At 58.4% G+C, this 16,855-nt stretch carries 21 protein-coding genes; 13 read left to right on the top strand and 8 right to left on the bottom strand.

What is annotated here, in order from left to right; all coding sequences use genetic code 11:
- Positions 1 to 2: 2 nt before the first annotated feature.
- On the bottom strand, positions 3 to 611 hold the full coding sequence (locus A37O_RS0107320) for a response regulator transcription factor (RefSeq protein ID WP_018296854.1): 609 nt from the start codon (positions 609 to 611) through the stop codon (positions 3 to 5).
- Positions 604 to 1,737, bottom strand: a complete 1,134-nt coding sequence (locus A37O_RS0107315) for a sensor histidine kinase (protein ID WP_018296853.1) — start codon at positions 1,735 to 1,737, stop codon at positions 604 to 606. Before A37O_RS0107315 ends, A37O_RS0107320 begins: the two co-directional genes overlap by 8 nt.
- Before the next feature lie 113 nt (positions 1,738 to 1,850).
- Here A37O_RS0107315 and A37O_RS0107310 point away from each other — a divergent pair, with 113 nt between their 5' ends.
- The 7 genes from A37O_RS0107310 to A37O_RS0107280 all read left to right on the top strand — a co-directional run bounded on the left by A37O_RS0107310 (position 1,851) and on the right by A37O_RS0107280 (position 8,731).
- A complete protein-coding gene (locus tag A37O_RS0107310) occupies positions 1,851 to 2,840 on the top strand; it encodes an ABC transporter permease (RefSeq protein ID WP_018296852.1) in 990 nt (329 codons plus the stop codon).
- A 1-nt stretch (position 2,841) separates the two neighbouring features.
- Complete coding sequence (locus tag A37O_RS0107305; protein WP_018296851.1) at positions 2,842 to 3,540, top strand: ABC transporter ATP-binding protein; 699 nt, start codon at positions 2,842 to 2,844, stop codon at positions 3,538 to 3,540.
- Positions 3,541 to 3,657: 117 nt separating this feature from the next.
- The gene (locus tag A37O_RS14910; RefSeq protein WP_018296850.1) at positions 3,658 to 4,344 is read left to right on the top strand and encodes a GntR family transcriptional regulator; all 687 of its coding nucleotides are present in this window, start codon (positions 3,658 to 3,660) and stop codon (positions 4,342 to 4,344) included.
- A 166-nt stretch (positions 4,345 to 4,510) separates the two neighbouring features.
- A complete protein-coding gene (locus tag A37O_RS0107295; protein ID WP_026196228.1) occupies positions 4,511 to 6,058 on the top strand; it encodes a GntP family permease in 1,548 nt (515 codons plus the stop codon).
- A gap of 53 nt (positions 6,059 to 6,111) precedes the next feature.
- Positions 6,112 to 7,206 carry an isocitrate/isopropylmalate dehydrogenase family protein gene (locus A37O_RS0107290; RefSeq protein ID WP_018296848.1) on the top strand — a complete coding sequence of 365 codons (1,095 nt, stop codon included), beginning with the start codon at positions 6,112 to 6,114 and terminating at the stop codon, positions 7,204 to 7,206.
- A 131-nt stretch (positions 7,207 to 7,337) separates the two neighbouring features.
- Positions 7,338 to 8,294 (top strand): ketopantoate reductase family protein, encoded by a 957-nt coding sequence (locus A37O_RS0107285; protein ID WP_018296847.1) that lies wholly within the window; start codon positions 7,338 to 7,340, stop codon positions 8,292 to 8,294.
- Between the two features lie 89 nt (positions 8,295 to 8,383).
- Positions 8,384 to 8,731, top strand: a complete 348-nt coding sequence (locus A37O_RS0107280; RefSeq protein ID WP_018296846.1) for an NIPSNAP family protein — start codon at positions 8,384 to 8,386, stop codon at positions 8,729 to 8,731.
- A gap of 209 nt (positions 8,732 to 8,940) precedes the next feature.
- On the opposite strand, the gene A37O_RS16460 is transcribed toward A37O_RS0107280, so the two are convergent.
- The 3 genes from A37O_RS16460 to A37O_RS0107265 form a co-directional block, all read right to left on the bottom strand.
- Complete coding sequence (locus A37O_RS16460; protein WP_018296845.1) at positions 8,941 to 9,111, bottom strand: hypothetical protein; 171 nt, start codon at positions 9,109 to 9,111, stop codon at positions 8,941 to 8,943.
- A gap of 411 nt (positions 9,112 to 9,522) precedes the next feature.
- Positions 9,523 to 9,960 carry an SRPBCC family protein gene (locus A37O_RS0107270; protein ID WP_018296844.1) on the bottom strand — a complete coding sequence of 146 codons (438 nt, stop codon included), beginning with the start codon at positions 9,958 to 9,960 and terminating at the stop codon, positions 9,523 to 9,525.
- Between the two features lie 13 nt (positions 9,961 to 9,973).
- A complete protein-coding gene (locus A37O_RS0107265) occupies positions 9,974 to 10,426 on the bottom strand; it encodes an Lrp/AsnC family transcriptional regulator (RefSeq protein WP_026196227.1) in 453 nt (150 codons plus the stop codon).
- A 156-nt stretch (positions 10,427 to 10,582) separates the two neighbouring features.
- Between A37O_RS0107265 and A37O_RS0107260 the strand changes: the two genes are divergently transcribed.
- On the top strand, positions 10,583 to 11,164 hold the full coding sequence (locus tag A37O_RS0107260; RefSeq protein ID WP_245533811.1) for a LysE family translocator: 582 nt from the start codon (positions 10,583 to 10,585) through the stop codon (positions 11,162 to 11,164).
- Here the strand turns inward: A37O_RS0107260 and A37O_RS0107255 are convergent.
- Positions 11,156 to 11,938, bottom strand: coding sequence for a helix-turn-helix transcriptional regulator (locus tag A37O_RS0107255; protein WP_026196226.1), 783 nt, complete (start codon positions 11,936 to 11,938; stop codon positions 11,156 to 11,158). The genes A37O_RS0107260 and A37O_RS0107255 overlap by 9 nt on opposite strands.
- Before the next feature lie 49 nt (positions 11,939 to 11,987).
- Here A37O_RS0107255 and A37O_RS0107250 point away from each other — a divergent pair, with 49 nt between their 5' ends.
- From A37O_RS0107250 to A37O_RS14905, 3 genes are all read left to right on the top strand, one after another.
- Complete coding sequence (locus A37O_RS0107250; RefSeq protein WP_033377890.1) at positions 11,988 to 12,665, top strand: alkylmercury lyase family protein; 678 nt, start codon at positions 11,988 to 11,990, stop codon at positions 12,663 to 12,665.
- Positions 12,666 to 12,755: 90 nt separating this feature from the next.
- Positions 12,756 to 13,058 carry an ArsR/SmtB family transcription factor gene (locus tag A37O_RS0107245; RefSeq protein WP_018296839.1) on the top strand — a complete coding sequence of 101 codons (303 nt, stop codon included), beginning with the start codon at positions 12,756 to 12,758 and terminating at the stop codon, positions 13,056 to 13,058.
- A gap of 15 nt (positions 13,059 to 13,073) precedes the next feature.
- A complete protein-coding gene (locus tag A37O_RS14905) occupies positions 13,074 to 13,235 on the top strand; it encodes a hypothetical protein (RefSeq protein ID WP_018296838.1) in 162 nt (53 codons plus the stop codon).
- A 61-nt stretch (positions 13,236 to 13,296) separates the two neighbouring features.
- Here the strand turns inward: A37O_RS14905 and A37O_RS0107235 are convergent, their stop codons facing one another.
- Positions 13,297 to 14,262: an NAD(P)/FAD-dependent oxidoreductase gene (locus A37O_RS0107235; protein ID WP_018296837.1), complete on the bottom strand. Its 966-nt coding sequence runs from the start codon at positions 14,260 to 14,262 to the stop codon at positions 13,297 to 13,299.
- Between the two features lie 141 nt (positions 14,263 to 14,403).
- Positions 14,404 to 15,210, bottom strand: coding sequence for an SDR family NAD(P)-dependent oxidoreductase (locus A37O_RS0107230; RefSeq protein WP_018296836.1), 807 nt, complete (start codon positions 15,208 to 15,210; stop codon positions 14,404 to 14,406).
- Between the two features lie 267 nt (positions 15,211 to 15,477).
- On the opposite strand from A37O_RS0107230, the gene A37O_RS0107225 reads away from it, so the two are divergent.
- Together A37O_RS0107225 and A37O_RS0107220 are read left to right on the top strand one after the other, a co-directional pair.
- The gene (locus tag A37O_RS0107225; protein ID WP_018296835.1) at positions 15,478 to 15,900 is read left to right on the top strand and encodes a carboxymuconolactone decarboxylase family protein; all 423 of its coding nucleotides are present in this window, start codon (positions 15,478 to 15,480) and stop codon (positions 15,898 to 15,900) included.
- A complete protein-coding gene (locus A37O_RS0107220) occupies positions 15,897 to 16,799 on the top strand; it encodes a sigma-70 family RNA polymerase sigma factor (RefSeq protein WP_018296834.1) in 903 nt (300 codons plus the stop codon). Before A37O_RS0107225 ends, A37O_RS0107220 begins: the two co-directional genes overlap by 4 nt.
- The last annotated feature ends 56 nt before the right edge of the window (positions 16,800 to 16,855 follow it).

Here is a 16,855-nt window from a genome sequence, read left to right as displayed (position 1 = left end):
AGCTAGTGCAGCAACCGCCGCGCCCTCGCCTCCTCGACCGCGGAGGTGCGATTGTCCACACCAAGCTTGGTGTAAATATGCACCAGATGCGTCTTCACCGTCGCCGCGGAAATAAACAATGAGGCCGCGATCTCGCGGTTGGACTTACCCGTCTGTAGCGCCTGCAAGATTTCGATCTCGCGGGCGCTTAAGGCTTGGTCGGGTCGCATCGTGCGCTCGGCCAGAACACCTGCGACCTCCGGCGAAAGCGTACGACGGCGCTGCGCAGTAGCCACCACGGCGCGGTGCAGCTCCTCCTCGGGCGCGTCTTTGAGCAGGTAACCCATCGCGCCGGCCTCAATAGCTGCGACGATGTCGGCCTGGGTGTCGTAAGTGGTCAGCACTAATACTGGCGGCCCGCCCGCCTCGCGAAGCTTCCGCGTCACCGCAATGCCGTCGACGTTGGGCATTTGAATATCGGTGATCACCACGTCGATTCCTGCGGGTATGCCATCTATGACGCGACCGTCCGCGCCCTCGGCAACCACGCTGACATCCTCGAAGCTGTCCAGGATGCTGCGCAGTCCCGCGCGGACCACGGGGTGGTCGTCGATAAGCATCACTTTAATCATGGACGTTTCCTTTCAGTCGTGCCGCAAGCACGGTCCCGCTTGACGACGATTCCACAGCCAACTCGCCGCCGGCCTCTTCGACCCGTGCGCGCACACCTCGCAGGCCGTAGCCCGGCTCGGCGGAAATACCGTGGCCGTTATCGAAGACATCCACGGTGATTTCATCGCCGACCTGCTCAATCGTCACCACCGCCTGGCTGGCATGGGAGTGGCGCACCACATTGCTCAAACCCTCGCGCACGACTCGCTCGACGATGTCGGCTGCGGGCCCATCGATGCCCTGCGCAACCGTGCACTGCGCCGAAAACTTCTGGCCCAGTGCGCGCTGGCGAGCCTCGGCCTGGCGTGCGAGCTCAGCGACGCGCTGCTCTAGGCTTTGACTCGCGGGAACCTCCCCGGTGACAAGTTGGCGGGCCTGGTTGAGATTATCCTTGGCGGTTGCTTCCACCACCTGCAACGTCTCGGCCGTGGACTGCGGATCTATGCGAAGCGACTTCGACGCCGCACGCGTGAGCAACACAATGGAGCTGAAACCTTGTGCCAGGGTGTCGTGGATCTCGCGGGATAAGCGCGTGCGCTCCTCAAGCACTCCCGCCTCGTGTTGGGTGGCCGCGAGCTCCTCGCGGGTATCGGCCAGCGTTGCGGCGAGTGCGCGGTAGTGCTCGGCGTCGCGCTTCAGCGCCTCGTAGGAGTAATAGATAACAATGGCCAAAACCGTGCCAATGGCAGGCCCAACGAAACCGCCTACGCCATACGCAGGCCCAGTCACGGCCACAGCGACAGCCCAGGCGACCACAGCCAGCACGGGGCCCAGTGGCAGCGGAACCAGGTACAAAATGAGAAAGACCAGCGGAAAGAGCAGCCATACAAACGTCGGGGCGAGCAGCGTCATGCCCACCCACAGCGCACACACCAGCGCCAGCCACGCCCACCCTACTCCGCGGGAGAATTCCCGCCCGCGGTTATGCCAGACGGTACCCGCCACGTAGACGAGTGCGAACACCACAGCAAGAGCAACCGCGGGAGCGTTGCCCCACTCGCCGACGATGCCAATCACCAACAGTAGCGCCACGAGCACGTGGAGGCCGATGCGCAGAAACAGCAGGATACGAGGGGTAGTGGTCACATCTCTTAAACCTAGTAACCACACGGCTGATTCAGGCTCAACCGATCGGTTGATTTTTCTTTCCACCCCTTGCGCGATGTGGAACAGCCCTGCTCGCGGACACAATGAAGCACATGTTCGTTGGAATTAGAGACATCATCAATGCCAAAGGTCGCTTCGGGTTGATCGCCACCGTCGTCGGCTTGATCACTCTTCTCATCGTCATGCTCACAGGACTTACGGCCGGTCTGGGAAAGCAAAACACCTCGGCGCTCGAGGCGCTGAGCCCACAGTCGGTGTTCTTTTCCGACATGTCGGACCCCTCGTTTAGCACCTCGCGCATCGAGCAGGCCGACGCCGAAACCACCCCGGGCATTCCGCTCGGCGCGACACAAACGCTCCTCGAGCGCGCCGACGGCAGCCAAGAATCCGTCGGAGTGCTCGGCCTGCCCAAAGGCACGGTACTGCCCGATGGCACCACGCTTCACGACGACGCCGTTGCCAGCTCTTCCCTAGGTCTCGCGGTCGGCGAAGACGTGACCGTCGGCCCCGCAACCATCGCGGTCGGAGAGAACACCGAGGACCTCTACTACTCCCACTCCCTGGTGCTCTGGGTGCCTACCGATACCTGGCAGGCCACCGCGCACACCGACGCCGTGGGCACCGTGATGATCAGCGACCAGGCCTCCGACGACGCGCTGACCTTGAAGGAGTCCTTCAACGCTCTGCCCGCGTACTCCTCGGAGCAGGGCTCGCTGCAGATGATGCAGGGCTTCCTCTACGTCATCTCGGCGCTGGTCACGGTCGCGTTCCTCACCGTCTGGACCATCCAGCGCACCCGCGACCTGTCCATCCTCAAGGCCATCGGCGCGCCGACCCGCTATCTGCTGAAGGACGCGCTTGGCCAGGCCGCGGTCATCCTCGCGGCAGGCGTCATCGTCGGCACGCTGCTCGCAGTCGGCTTCGGCGCGCTCGCCTCGGGAGTCGTCCCGTTCTCCCTCACCCTTGCCACCACGCTTGTGCCGGCGCTGGGCATCTGGGTGCTCGGCATGATCGGCGCGGCGTTTGCCACCCGTTCCATCTCTAAGATCGATCCCCACTACGCACTCGGAGGAGTTGCCTAACATGTCCATCCTCAGCCTCAACGACGTTACCGTCGCCTTCCCCGACGGCACTTCCCGCATCACCGCGCTCGACCGCGTTAGCCTGAACGCTCACGCCGGCGAGATGACCTACTTGGTCGGCGAATCTGGCTCCGGAAAGTCCACGCTGCTCTCCGTCGCGGCAGGCCTGACCAGGCCCGATTCCGGTACGGTCACCGTCGCGGACCAGGAGCTCACCGCAATGAAAGACACCGCGGCCGCACGCCTGCAGTCCATCGGCTTCATCTTCCAGCAGGCCAACCTGATCAGTTCGCTCAACGTCGCCGAGCAGCTCCTTGTCACCGACCACGTCCGCGGCCTGCGCGGCGCCAAGCTGCGCGCGCGCCGGGACCGTGCCAACGAGATCCTCGCCCGCGTCGGCCTCGCTGGACTCGGCGACCGTCGCATGCAGCAGCTCTCCGGCGGCCAGCGCCAGCGCGTTGGCATCGCGCGAGCGCTCATGGGCGAACCGAAGCTATTGCTTGCCGACGAGCCCACCGCCGCCCTTGATGCTGAGCGTTCCCGCGACATCGTGGAGCTGCTTTCGGCGATCGTGGCTGATTCGGACGTGGCCTGCGTGTTCGTCACTCACGACCGCTCGCTGATCGGGATTGGAGAGGCGCCTCCCCGCGTGATTGAAGTGGCTGACGGTGCGGTGAAAGACGTTGCTGCGGTTTCTTAGGGCGCGAAAGGCACCTGCGGAGAGCCGAGAATCTTTGGATTAGAGGTTTACATCTCCATGGTTGAAGTAGTGTGAGGGCAACCAGTGTGGTTTTCATCTTGAAGTAGGAGCTTCCACGTGTCTTCATCAGCAAATGGCGCAAAAACCAATGTTGGACGCGCGTATGAACAGATTAAGAAGGGGATCATTGAAGGGTCCCTCGCCCCAGGAACGTCGTTTTCTGAGCATCAGATCGCAGCAAAGCTGGAAATGAGTAGGACTCCTGTGCACCAGGCGCTTGACCGTTTGAGGCGCGACGAGTGGGTAACCATTGAGCCGCGGTCGGGCGTAAAGGTCTCAGTCATCGACGCGTCCAGGATGAAAGACATCTATGAGGCGCTCTCTGCGCTGGAAGGTGCCGCAGTTTTCCGCTTGGCGTCCAATTCGGAGCGCGACCTCACGGGTATAAAGCAGGCGGTGCAGGACTGCGAGGATGCCTTGGCCAACGATGACCTCGTGGGGTGGGCAAATGCGGATGATGCTTTCCACCGTTTGCTCCTGGAACGCGCCGGCAATCCTCAGCTAGTCCGCTTGGCCTCGTCCGTCATGGAACATGCGCATCGTGCGCGGCTCCAAACCGTCCGTTTGAGGCCTCGCCCAGAGCGCTCAAACGAGGATCACCGAAAAATCTTCGAGTTAATTTCTTCAGGGAAAGCAGACGAAGCTACTGAGCTTCTCCATGCTCACCGCGAGCGGGGAATTAGCACGTTGGTGCCCATTTTGGACAGCCTGTCACCGAGCAATCTGACCTTCCAGCCAACCTAAAAAGCAAGCGAGAAAAATAGCGAAAAGGAGAGCTAATTTCACCCACCCTATTGTGGCATTCCAACTGGTATGCCAGAATGATGTGATGGCACTCACTAACACGGAGATAAAGTGTCGTACAACATACAATTCCTGGGATTCTCAGGATCGGAGGATGGGTGAGGAAATGAGTGATCTATGGGTCATCTCGTCGTCTATTATCGCCATCTTGGTAATTGTCGGGCTCATCTTGAAACTCAAAGTCGATCCAGTGATCGCGCTGGTCGGAGTTTCTATCGCCCTCGCACTTGTCAATGGGTTGGCCCCAGCTGATGCAGTGCAGACAGTCTTACTTGGATTCGGCGATCTCATGGCGGAGATCGGACTGTTGATCGTCTTCGGAATCTTGAGCGGCGCACTGCTCACGTATCTCGGAGCGATCCAACTGCTTGGAGCATTTTTGCTCAAAACGTTTGGCAAGCGGCTTATGCCATACGCGTTCGGAACAACGATTGGCACAGTGCTTTCATCGATTTTCGTCGATGTCTGCCTGGTCATCACCGCCCCAATTGCACGTCAGGTAGCTCCGAGTCTTGGCAAACATGGCCTCGCCCGAATGGCGACATCGATCATGATCGGTGTGGAGGTCGGATTGACAATGTCGATTCCAGGCGTCGCAGCGCTGGCCTTGTCGGGACTCCTCGGTGTCCCAGTGGGAACGTTCATTCTGGCCGGCATCCCAGTGGCTGCAGCAACTATCATCAGCTCGATCTTCATTATGACGATGCTGTTCAAGCTGGGTTTCTGGAAGCCTGACCTCGATGAAGCCAAGCTGGCTGAAAAGGCCAACAAGGCTAAGGAGCGCGAAGAGGAACTGCGTGGCGGCGGCGGAGTATCCGCAAGCAATGGCCCGCGCCCAACCCCTGGGCCCCAGCCTTACATCAGCGATGGCTCGGAGTCCTCGTCTACCCACAGTGTCGTCACTCTGACTGAAGAGAGCGAACCAGTGAAGTCGGTCCCAAGCGCCGTCATGGAAGCGTCGGACGCTGACACCTACGTCGATACAGACATTGAATTAGAAAAGGAAAAACAGCCGCACTTCCTGGTGTCTTTCGCGCCAATGCTGGTAGCGCTGTTCCTGATCATCGGTGGCTCGTGTGCGGGTGTGTTTGGTCTCGAATCGCCGTTCATTGAACTGTTCAGTGATCCAACAATCGCGCTGTTGATCGCCCTGGTCGGCCTGTGCTCACTTGTCACGATGAAGGCGAGCGCCAAAACTACCAGCACCGTGGTTAAAAAGGGCTTCAAGAATTCGGGTGAAATCCTGGTTCTCACCGGCGTCGGTGGCTGCCTTGCCGCAGTCGTGCAAGCAATCGGAGTCGGAGATATCCTTCTCAACTACCTCTCGCCAGGATCGTTTGCCCCGCTCCTGATGGTCTGGTTGCTGGCGGCGGTTCTGCACATCGCGGTCGGATCCGTGACTACCTCGGCCATCACCGCAGCGGGAATCCTTGCTCCTGTGGCCGCCTCACTTGGCGTAGCACCAGTTCTCGTGGCACTCGCGGCCGGCGCCGGCAGCATGTTCGTCATCCACTTCACCTCGAACACGTTCTGGATGATGCAGAGTCTCTTCGGCCTTACCACCCGCGGCGCACTCAAAGCCTGCACCTTCGGAGTCTCTGTTGCCTCCGTCATGGGCCTCGTATGGGTACTCGTACTCAGCATCTTCATCTAACCCGGTCTAACCCGGTCTAACCCGAACATTCACACATAGAAAGAAGGAAAATCATGTCTAAGGCTTCCTACAAAATTGCAGTCCTGCCAGGCGATGGAATCGGCCCGGAGGTCATCGATGCCTCTATCCAGGTCCTCAACCACGTTGCAGAAAACAATGGAATCGGCATCGAGACCGAATACTTCGATGCTGGTGCCAAGCACTACGAAAAGACCGGGCATTCCATTACTCCAGAAGACATGGATAAGGTCGGCGAAGCCGACGCGATGCTGCTCGGTGCAATGGGCGATCCGGTGATTCGACATCCGGATGGCACCGAGATCAACCCGCAGATTGAGATGCGCGAGTACTACGGCCTGTTCGCCAGTCTGCGCCCTGCGCGCCTTTACCCGGAAGTGCCGACCAACGTGCGCTCCACCGACATTGACATGGTTGTCATTCGCGAAACCACGGAGGGCCTCTTCGCCGGACGCCTGGATCCGATGATCCCAAGCGATGAGGAATCCAGTGACCGACTCACCATCACCCGCGCGACCAGTGAGAAGCTCTTCCGTCTCGCGTTCGACCTCGCCGCGACCCGCAAGGAAACCCATGGCACCCCAGGCAAGGTGACCCTCCTGGACAAGGCCAACGTCCTGCGTAGTAACGCATTTATGCGCAAGGTGTTCAAGGAGATCGCGCTCGAGTACCCGGAGCTCCAGAATGAGTGCCAGTACATCGACTCAGGTTCCATGATGCTGGTCACCAACCCCGAGCGCTTCGATGTCGTGGTCACCGAGAACGTCTTCGGCGATATCACTTCTGAGATTGCGGCCGGCGTCGTTGGCGGATTGGGTGTCGCGCCTTCCGGCGACGTCAGCCTCGAGCACGGCGTGTTCCAGCCTTGTCACGGAACCGCGCCCGACATCGCCGGCCAGGGCGTTGCCAACCCAGTCGCGACCATCCTGAGCGTCGCGATGATGCTCGAATGGCTGGGCCAGCAGCATAACGACGAGCGCCTGCTCCGCGCCGCAACCGACGTCACCGAAGCCACGAAGGCCGTGCTCAGCGAAGGCATTGCCACCCGGGACCTCGGCGGCGATCGCAATACCCAAGAGGTGACCTCCGCAGTGATCGAGCGCCTCGCAAAGTCGGTCAGCGTCGTTTAACGCGTATCGACGAAGGCGGTCTGCAGGACGGGAGCTGCCTTGGACCTGCAGACCTCTTCGAACCATGAAAGCTAGCGTCACATGAGGCAAACTGCCTCCACAACCTCTAGAACTAAGAAGCGAGAAGAACAATGGCAACTGTAGTAATCATCGGATCGGGAGCAATGGGCTCCGTCTACGCAGGACTTATGCAGGACGCGGGACACGAGGTTCACGGCGTTTGTAAGTGGGAAGATCACGTCCAGGCGGTCCAGGAAAACGGGCTGCGAGTGACCGGCGCGAGTGGCGATCGAACGGTACGGTTGGCCTCGTTCGATACCGAGGTCCGCGACCTGCCCCAACCAGATCTGCTGATCATTGCTACCAAGTCCTTTGATGTTGAGTCCGCGGCAGAATCAGCGCTCCCGCTGATCGGCGAACACACCGTGGTTCAGACGATCCAGAATGGACTGGGAGCGCCAGATCGCGTGGCCAATATTATCGGCGGCGACCGGCTTGCCATCGGGGTTGTCGGAGGGTTCGGTGCCTCCGTTCCCGGGCCCGGTGTGGCCCACCACAATGGAATGGAAATGATCCGCTTCGGCTCGTACGGCACGCTTTCCGATGAGGAAATCGAGCGGTCCGCAGAAATCTGGCGCTCTTCGGGCTTCGAGGTGAAAACCTTCTCCGACACCGACCAGATGGTATGGGAAAAGTTCATCATGAACGTCGCATTTTCCGGTACGACCTGCGCAACAGGGTTGACGATTGGCCAGGTCATGGACAACGACACCGCATGGTGGGTTGCTAGAAGCTGCTCCGAGGAAGCGATTGCCATTGCGAAGGCGAAGGGTATCACGCTGGACGTCGGCGATCCCATCGAGCACGTTCGCGGTCTTGGATCGAAGATTCCAAACGCGAAGCCTTCCATGCTCCTCGATGCGAACCTCAAGCGCCGCTGCGAGGTGGACTCCATCAACGGTGCAGTTGTCGACGAAGGCCGCAAGCTCGGAATCCCGACGCCGGTGAACGAGGCGGTTTCCAACATCATTCGCGCACGCGAACTCACTTACTTGGACGCTTCGGAGCGCACTCCTGCAACTGTCTAATTACCTTCAGACCTTAGGCCCCAGCACGACTGTGCTTGGGGCCCATGGTCATTGAACTCAAACATGATTGAACAAAGGATGAAAGAGAAATGCTGGTCGAACAACGACGATACGTTCTTCACCCTGGTCAAAACATCGGCGAATACCTGAAGATCTACGAGGAGGTCGGGCTGCCGATCCAGAAAGAGATTCTAGGAGGGTTTCTCGGTTATTTCGTGACCGAGTTGGGCATTCAAAACGAGGTCACGCACATGTGGGCTTTCGACGATCTTGAAACCCGAAAGTCTCGCCGAGCGGAACTCAATGCCAACGAACGATGGCAGGAATGCATTCAGCAGATTCGCCCGATGCTGGTCAGCATGGAGAATAAGATCATGTACCCAACTACATTTTCGCCGATTCAAGATATGGCATCGGTGGAAAGGCTTACTAACTAGCTGTTCCGGCGAAGCAGCTTTGCCAAAATCTGCCCCTCCAGGGGCGCGGCAGATTAAAGTAGCTTCTCTGGAAACTAACTGGCTGCTTCTTGGCGGCCCGTCCGAAGGGAATGTCACGTCTTGAATGCTCGTCGCACGATTGCTGCTTTGGTCGGATCCTTGATGCTCGTCTTGAGCGGATGTGCGAGTGGTAATGGAGGGGAACCGACTCAGACTTCGGAGACAACAACCAGTAGCACCTCGACGAAGGCAACAACCTCAAAGGAGACTCCGACCACTACGGAAAGCTCGACTGAGACGGTGACACCTACCGAGGAGCCACAAGCTGTACCCGAAGTTTCCGGGCCCGCTGCTGTCCCAGAGGCGGTTGCTACGACCACCCGATTCAATCCTGGTGAAGAGTACGGCGAGGTGTGCTACTCCGGTACGCCCGACCAGTGGCCTCGGTACGTCAATCCGGTAACTGGATGCGGTGCCACGCTAAATCCCGACTATAGGGAACCGGTGCCTGAACCAGTCTTTGTCGAGTGCATTTATGGTGGCGGGGCATGGACTGAGAACGCTCGGTTCAGCGACGGTTCCTACGGCCCACATCCGGAGTGCCAAGCATTGCGAGATCAGCAGCTCGCCGAGAATCCCTATGTCTGTCAGGGGACTGATTGGCACGTACCAGATCCGTCTTACTGTAATCCTGCACTCGAAGATGGAAGCTACCTAGATGACGGAGCCTCGGAGCTCGAGAGTGAATTACCTTATTAATAACTACCTTGAGCGCTTGAGATTCTCAAGAACTAGTTCGACGCGGAGATCGCGTGAATCCGTTCAAGGGTTTGCGTAATGCCGCGCAGGTTTCGACGAGGGAAGCCGAGCAACCTCATGATCGGGCAGCGCTTGGAGCTTCTCGCATCCCATTCTTCGGTGACGATGGTGCCGCCCTCGACCGGTTTGAAACGATAGCGCCAGACATAATCCCCGCCTGGCTTCCAGGCGATGAGGCGTCCTTCCTCGTGTTCCACCACGGTATTGGTCATGCGGTAGCTCTTGCCCATTTTCATGTCCACCGAGAAAGCGTCTCCAAGGGAGAGCTTGTCCGGGCCTTCCACGTTCGAGGTCTGCACGGTGCCAGACCCGTCGATACGGGCATGCTCGGCAGGCGTTGCAACGAGATCAAAAATTTTCTGAGGATCTGCAGGAATAAATCGGTCGACTGAAACAAAACATTTTGACATACCCCCTAGGGTATCAGAACGGCGCCGGCCGTGATTCCACAACCGACTTCATGATCAGAGTCGTGGTCAGTTTCAGCACACCCGGGAGTGTGGTGAGCGATTCGTCGTAAAGCTTTTGGAAAGCGGGGAGGTCTGTGGTGCTCACGCGCACGAGGAAGTCGGGGTCGCCGAAGAGGCGATCGGCGTCCGTGACTTCCGGGATCGCGGAGATGGCGGCCTCGAAATCTTTGAGGATGCCGGCATCGCCGCTGCGCATGGTGAGGAACACGATGGCCTGGAACCCGAGGCCGACCGCGGCCGGGCTGAGCTTGGCGGTGTAGCCCTCGATCACGCCACTGCGTTCGAGTTCTTTGAGTCGACGGTGGCAGGCGGAGACGCTGACGTGTGCTGCGTCGGCGAGCGCGGTGATCGTCATGCGTGCGTCGTTTTGCAGCAGCGAAAGAATTTTCTTGTCTACCCGGTCCATATGGGAAATTATTGCACCGATACCGCACGAAGTGGTGAAAATAGAGAAAATATCCACCGCGATCTGTCCTATTCTTGCTCAGTCACCTACTGGGGTGGCCTTGAGTGAGAAAGTGAAAAGACAGTGGATCTGGGTTTGGCCCTGGGGTTTTGGGGCGTGTCTATCCTTTTGTGCCTGACCCCGGGCGCGGATTGGGCCTATGCAATGGCCTCGGCGCTGAAAAATAAGTCGCCGCTGCCGGCGGTGCTGGGTTTGTTGAGCGGGCATTTCCTAGCCGTCGTGGTGGTCTCCGCGGGTGTCGGCGTGATTGTGTCGAATCAGCCCTGGGTGCTTGCGGTTCTGACCGTGGTGGGAGCCTTGTACCTGGTGTGGTTGGGGATCGGGATGTTTCACAACCCTCCCGAGATCGTGCAGGGTGAGGCAATTGCCACCGATTCTGTGAGAAAGCAGTATCTCAAAGGATTAGGCGTCAGCGGGCTGAATCCGAAGCTTTACTTGCTGATCCTAGTTCTCCTGCCGCAGTTCGTCGACCCGAATCAGTACCTGCCTGTTGGCCTGCAAATGTTTGCCATTGGCTTGATTCACATGGTGAACGTCACGGTGGTCTATCTGGCAGTCGCCTACGGAGCTAGGGTTGTTCTGCGGACGCGTCCGCGGGCCGCACGGATCGTCTCCTACCTCTCGGGCGCGGTAATGATCGTAATGGGCGCGGGACTTCTCATCGAGCAGCTATTTTGACACAAACCGCCCCGGAGTCGTTCCCAAGACCTGGCGAAAATGCCGAGTGAGATGGGCCTGGTCGTAGAAGCCAGAAAACTCCGCGACCTCAGTCACAGGTACCCCGGCAAGTAGAAGTTTCCGGGCGATCTCGACGCGCTCGCCAATGACGTAGCGGTGCGGACTTATCCCAAATGTTTGTGAAAAAGAGCGCGAGAGGTGGCTCGGGTGGGTCTGCAGGAGGTCCGCTGCTTCTTGCAGGGTCGGGGTGTGGGGCAGGTGATCGTCGAGAAGCGAGCGGAAACGCCGCGCCAGGGAAGCGTCGGGCGGTGCGGGCGACGGTGCACCCCGCAGGTGGGTGAGCAACTGCTCGTGGAGCGAGTATAACGACTCCTCCGCGACGAGACTGTCGCCGGGGTGTGTGATCGCAGCGGTGAGGCGGTGGAAGGTTCCGAGTGCCTCGGGTCCGTGGAGCAGCGGTTGGTCCACGCTCATCCCGATCGACTTCTCAGGGAGCCATTCTTCGTCCAGGTAGAGCACGGTTTTTGTGTAGGCGCGTCCCTCGCGCGCGGAACGACCGGTGTGCGGAACATGAGGCGGGAGCAGCGCGAGCGTGCGGGGTGGGATCTGGTGTTTGGCGCGGTCGAGCTCGTAGGCGACGGCACCGTGCCCTACCTCCATCAAGGTCCACGTGTGATGGGTATGGGCCGGGTAGGAATGGTCTTGGAAGCGGGCGCGCAGCACCTCGTGGACATGGGGGAGTGCTGGATCCCACGCCTGCACCATTTCCTTCATGTCATAAACGTACAAGATTTTTGCGTGTACTCGAAGGCAAAGTAGAGGCATGACACCGATAGCAGTTCAAACCAGACAGTATATTTACAGGACTTTCGCCGAGCGTGGCGATGCGCCCTCGGTGGGTGAGCTCGCGCGCGTTCAGGGGGTCTCCCGCAAGGAAATGGATGAGGTGCTCCGCGAACTCGCCGACGCACACGCCGTGGTGCTCGCCGCCGATGGCGATGCCATCCGCATGTCGCACCCCTTCTCGGCATCACCCATGGCATTCACGGTCACCCCACAAGATGGTTTCGACGATCGGCGCTGGTGGGGAGGCTGCGCGTGGGACTCCTTTGGCATGAGCGCCGCAGTGGGAGTCGATGTGCGCATCGATACCGCCTGCCCGCAGTGCGGCAACCACCTGAACTACACGGCCGGGCCCGCGCAACCACCAATTGCAGAGCATGTCGTGCGGTTTCCACGTCCGGCGGCGCAGTGGTGGCCGGAGGTAGTGCATACCTGCACCAACATCCGTACCTTCTGCAGCGCCGAGCATGCCGAAGCGTGGACTGCGGAGAACGCGCCGGGCGAGGGTTATATCGCACCACTCAAGCAGGTGTGGGAGCTTGCGGTGCCGTGGTACGGCGATAGGCTTCGCGACGATTTCACGCCCCACTCGACAGCGCAGAATCAGCAGATTCTAAACGAGGTGGGTTTGACTGGGGAGTTTTGGGAGCTACCTTAGGCTACGCCTTGTGCCTGTTTCGCGAACCTCATGAAATAAATCTATATAACGGTATTGCAATGTTCTCATATTCGGGTTATGGTTGAAGCTATGAGCGATGCACTGGACTTGGGTGAAGCGGCTCGGTTGTTCAAGGTATTGGGCAATGAGTCGAGGCTCAGGCTCCTGCACTTAATCGGGCAGGAACCTCGGGCCGTCGGAGCCCTGGTGGAGGAGACAGGAATGTCGCAGCCACTAGTGTCACAGCACCTGCGAACGCTGCGTCAAGCTGGGCTGGTTTCTACAAGCCGGCACGGCAATGAAGTGGAGTACAGCCTGGCGGATCATCACGTTTCCCACGTGATCGACGATGCAATTGCCCATTCGAGGGAAGAATCCCATAAACAAAATTGATTTAAGGAGTTCATCATGAGCGACCACACCACTGCAGAACACACCGTTGAAGAGCACAAGCATGGCGAGAACTGCGGCCACGAGGTTGTCCAGCACGGCGACCACGTAGATTACATCCACGATGGACACCGCCACGCTGAGCACGGCGATCACTACGACGAGCACGGCGAGAACTAAAAATACTAAGAAGAAAAGGCCTTCGCGCAATGCGAAGGCCTTTTCTTCTTTCTAGAGGTTGCTATTGCTTGAGGGCGAGGTCGAAATCTTCGGTAATCAACGCCATATTGCAGGCTGCGGCCGCAACATTTCCAACGGCAATCGACATGGGGACGTTCGCGCTTGGTTGGCAAACATTGCCCGCGAGCCAAATGCGGGAATTGCTCGTTTGTCCTTGTGCGTCAGCTTTGATGAAGTTTCCTCCGAACGGGACCTCGGTGCGCTCCAGCGAGAGCTGCTCAAGGTAACCATCGTTGGGCACCAGGTGGCCAAAAGTAAATGCAGCATCGACGGTCTGGGTTTCTCCCGTGGCTAGCTCCACTTCAATCGGACCCGCGGGGTCGCCCTTCAAGGCGTGCACGGGGGCTGGTTCGATGCGAATTCCGCACGATTCGAGGCGCAGCACCTGGTCAAGGTCGAGTTCTCCCATTCCTCCGCTGAATAGAGTGAGCTGATCGGTCCACTGACGGAGCATTTCGGCGTGGTGCAGCCCTGCCGGTCCGAATCCAAGCACACCAATACGCTGATCGGCAAACTCGAAGCCGTGGCAGTAGGGGCAGTGTGCGACAGTTTTGCCCCACCGCTCGGAAAGGCCGGGGACGGGCGGGAGCTCGTCGCGAAGCCCTGATGCTCCGATGAGTGCGCGGGTGAGATGGGTGGATCCGTCACTCGCTGCGACCTCAAGGAGGAGTGGGCCACCGTCGGGCGTTTCGGGGAGCTCGCGCACAGAAGTTACTTCTTGGGCCGTGAATTCGATGCCATACCTTTCGCATTCGGATCGGCCTTTCGCTAGAAGCTCGAGAGGATCGGTTCCTTCGTTTCCAAGGACTGCGTGCATGTGCGAGGCGAAGCGGTTTCTTGGCATGCCGGTATCAAAAACCAAGGTTTTACGCCGTGCGCGACCAAGGGTAAGGCTTGCGCTTAACCCTGCTGATCCGCCACCGACAACGATGGCATCCCAATGGGACGCTTGGTTCGGGGTTGCCATTGGAACTCCCTAGATAGAAATGAATATCGTTTGCACTAAGTGTAGTTGGAAAGCTAGTGGCGGGTATGGGATATGGCGCGAAACGCCAAAGGCCTTACTTCCAGAATCTGAAAGCAAGGCCTAGGCGGGTTGACAGTTTAATTAACGCCCAACGTAGCCTGCGTCGGCGTGAATCGTTGTGCCGGTCAGGTAGCTGGACGCATCGGACGCGAGCCACAAGGAAGCCTGCGCAATCTCGTGTGCTTGTCCAAAACGGTTGAGCAGGGAGAGCTGCGGTGCGTAGGACACCTCATCGAGTCCGAACTCCTCAATGGCGCCGCGCAGCATTGGGGTGTCGATCGCACCGGGTGCGACGGTATTAACGCGGATATTGTGTGCGCCGTTTTCCATTGCGGCGACCTTGGTCAGGCCTTCAACGCCGTGCTTCGCAGCGACGTATGCGATGTTGTTTGGCTGTGGACGGTGACCAGATACAGAGGAAATATTAATGATCGAGCCACCTGTGCCCTGCTTGATCATCTGCTGCAGCTCGTACTTCTGGCAGAGCGCGGTGCCCTTGAGGTCCACGGCCATGAGCTTGTCCCAGTACTCCTCGTCGAATTCGGAGGCTAAACCATTGTCGGGGGTCATCGCCGCATTGTTGACGGCGACGTCAAGAGATCCGAATTCTTCAACTGTCTTCGCAACCAAGTCTTGAACCATCTGAGAATCAGATACGTCAACCTTGACGAACAAGGTCTTGGCCCCAGTTTCAGAAGCTACATTGTCTGCAACTTGTTGTCCCTTTTCCTCATTAAAATCGGCGATGACAATATTTGCGCCAGCTTGGCCAAAGAGATGGGCAGTGGCCTCGCCCATGCCCATCGCCGCTCCCGTGATGATCGCAGTCTTGCCCTCGAGTACGGGGTAAACCTTTGCCTGTTCTGGTGCCTTTGGTGCTTCGGACATACGAGTCCCTCCATTTGGTATAGGTGAAAACCAGCGGTGGATGCGGGTTAATCCCCAGCCTACGGAGTTTCTTAGCGGACTTCCGTGGGGTGACGTGTGAGAAAAAGTACAGCAGGAATGTGTTGAGAAAATATGATCACCAATGGTGTTTTGGGCCACTGACCTGCAATTTGTCACAAATTAGGGTTGTGTCTCGTCACTATAGTGTCAAGACTTTCGAATAGAGTCCCCTTGGCCGATCGCCGGGGACAAGAGGAGGTGCCGAACATGGCGCACATTGATCTGATGAAAACTCACAAACGAACATATGCGGCGACGGGCGCATTAGAGCTCGCAGCGAGGACCGGGATTAGCCGCGATCAGCGGCTACTCGTGCAACTGCGCGCATCGATGATTAACGGATGTCAATATTGTATCGACATGCACAGTAAAGAAGCGTTGGAGAATGGGAAACCGCAGTCGTGGGTGGACTCTATTCGTGATTGGAGGCCAGGCGAAGGTACGTTTTCTGAGGCGGAAAACCTGATTATCGAGTTTGCCAGTATGGGGACGAAATTGAGCGAGGGCTATGACCGCCAATTGCAGGAGCGTGTTGTGGACTGTTTTGGAGAGAAAGTTGCTGGTGCGCTGATTTCCCAGGTCGTCGCGATCAATGCCTGGAATCGGCTGAGCGTATTGTCGGAAAAATGAGCAGTGGGACCGAGCAGTGGCACGCCGAACGGCCACGCCTACTTTCGATCGCCTATAGAATTCTCGGCTCTTGGCACGATGCGGAAGACGTAGTTTCTGAGGCTTGGCTCAGACTCAATCGTGCACAGCAGTCTTCCGAAGCCCCTCGCGACGTCCCCGCATGGCTGACTGTTGTAGTTTCGCGATTGGCGCTGGATTGTGCGACCTCGGCTGCCCGTCAGCGGGAACAGTATATTGGGCCATGGTTGCCCGAAACTGTCGTCGCGCAGGAACCTACTTCGGGCCACCTGCGAGTGAGCTCCGCGGAGGATGAAGCGATCCTGGGTGAAGAAGTGGACTTAGCTTTTCTTCGTTTGCTGCTCACCTTGGATCCAGTGGACCGAGTAATCGTGGTTCTTGCCGGTGTTGGTGGCCTGACGCACGGTGAAATCGGTGAGATAGTCGGTGTGACACCTGCAGCTACGAGGCAACGTCTTCGCCGCTCTCGGGTTCGTTTAAACGTCGCCGGAGGAGTTGATCCGGTGAAAGTCGCAGATCGGGAAGTCCTTGAGAAACTAACGGCATCGTTGAATCGGGGCGAGCTCTCGACGCTAGTGGAGCAACTTTCCGCCGGATGCGTGCTGTGGACTGATTCCGGTGGAATGTCCAAGGCGGCGCGCAATCCAATAGTGGGTAAAGATCGTGTGGCTCGATTCCTTCGCGGGGTAATTGAAAAATATGGGATGCCTCAAGTATCAGTTCGAAAGGCTTTGGGAGGTGCGGTGCTTCGAGCAATCTCGACCGACCTGGTCCGAATGGTGATAATCGAAACGACTGCGGGTGAAATAACGGGAATTCAGATTCAACAGAATCCAAGCAAGGGTCAAGTCCTTTTGAGTGGTGTATCCGCCAGCGGTTGACTCAGCGATGAACTGACCGCTGACGGAACAGGATTCCTTACGCCACCAGAGCCTCC

The sequence above is a fragment of the Corynebacterium lubricantis DSM 45231 genome (genome assembly GCF_000379425.1).
Lineage (GTDB): Bacteria > Actinomycetota > Actinomycetes > Mycobacteriales > Mycobacteriaceae > Corynebacterium > Corynebacterium lubricantis.
This window is presented reverse-complemented; position numbering and strand designations above follow the sequence as displayed.

Coding starts and splice junctions, on each gene's coding strand:
- A37O_RS0107320 (WP_018296854.1), bottom strand. CDS start 611: ATGATTAAAGTGATGCTTATCGACGACCACCCCGTGGTCCGCGCGGGA.
- A37O_RS0107310 (WP_018296852.1), top strand. CDS start 1,851: ATGTTCGTTGGAATTAGAGACATCATCAATGCCAAAGGTCGCTTCGGG.
- A37O_RS0107305 (WP_018296851.1), top strand. CDS start 2,842: ATGTCCATCCTCAGCCTCAACGACGTTACCGTCGCCTTCCCCGACGGC.
- A37O_RS0107295 (WP_026196228.1), top strand. CDS start 4,511: ATGAGTGATCTATGGGTCATCTCGTCGTCTATTATCGCCATCTTGGTA.
- A37O_RS0107290 (WP_018296848.1), top strand. CDS start 6,112: ATGTCTAAGGCTTCCTACAAAATTGCAGTCCTGCCAGGCGATGGAATC.
- A37O_RS0107285 (WP_018296847.1), top strand. CDS start 7,338: ATGGCAACTGTAGTAATCATCGGATCGGGAGCAATGGGCTCCGTCTAC.
- A37O_RS0107280 (WP_018296846.1), top strand. CDS start 8,384: ATGCTGGTCGAACAACGACGATACGTTCTTCACCCTGGTCAAAACATC.
- A37O_RS0107270 (WP_018296844.1), bottom strand. CDS start 9,960: ATGTCAAAATGTTTTGTTTCAGTCGACCGATTTATTCCTGCAGATCCT.
- A37O_RS0107265 (WP_026196227.1), bottom strand. CDS start 10,426: ATGGACCGGGTAGACAAGAAAATTCTTTCGCTGCTGCAAAACGACGCA.
- A37O_RS0107255 (WP_026196226.1), bottom strand. CDS start 11,938: ATGAAGGAAATGGTGCAGGCGTGGGATCCAGCACTCCCCCATGTCCAC.
- A37O_RS0107250 (WP_033377890.1), top strand. CDS start 11,988: ATGACACCGATAGCAGTTCAAACCAGACAGTATATTTACAGGACTTTC.
- A37O_RS0107245 (WP_018296839.1), top strand. CDS start 12,756: ATGAGCGATGCACTGGACTTGGGTGAAGCGGCTCGGTTGTTCAAGGTA.
- A37O_RS14905 (WP_018296838.1), top strand. CDS start 13,074: ATGAGCGACCACACCACTGCAGAACACACCGTTGAAGAGCACAAGCAT.
- A37O_RS0107235 (WP_018296837.1), bottom strand. CDS start 14,262: ATGGCAACCCCGAACCAAGCGTCCCATTGGGATGCCATCGTTGTCGGT.
- A37O_RS0107230 (WP_018296836.1), bottom strand. CDS start 15,210: ATGTCCGAAGCACCAAAGGCACCAGAACAGGCAAAGGTTTACCCCGTA.
- A37O_RS0107225 (WP_018296835.1), top strand. CDS start 15,478: ATGGCGCACATTGATCTGATGAAAACTCACAAACGAACATATGCGGCG.
- A37O_RS0107220 (WP_018296834.1), top strand. CDS start 15,897: ATGAGCAGTGGGACCGAGCAGTGGCACGCCGAACGGCCACGCCTACTT.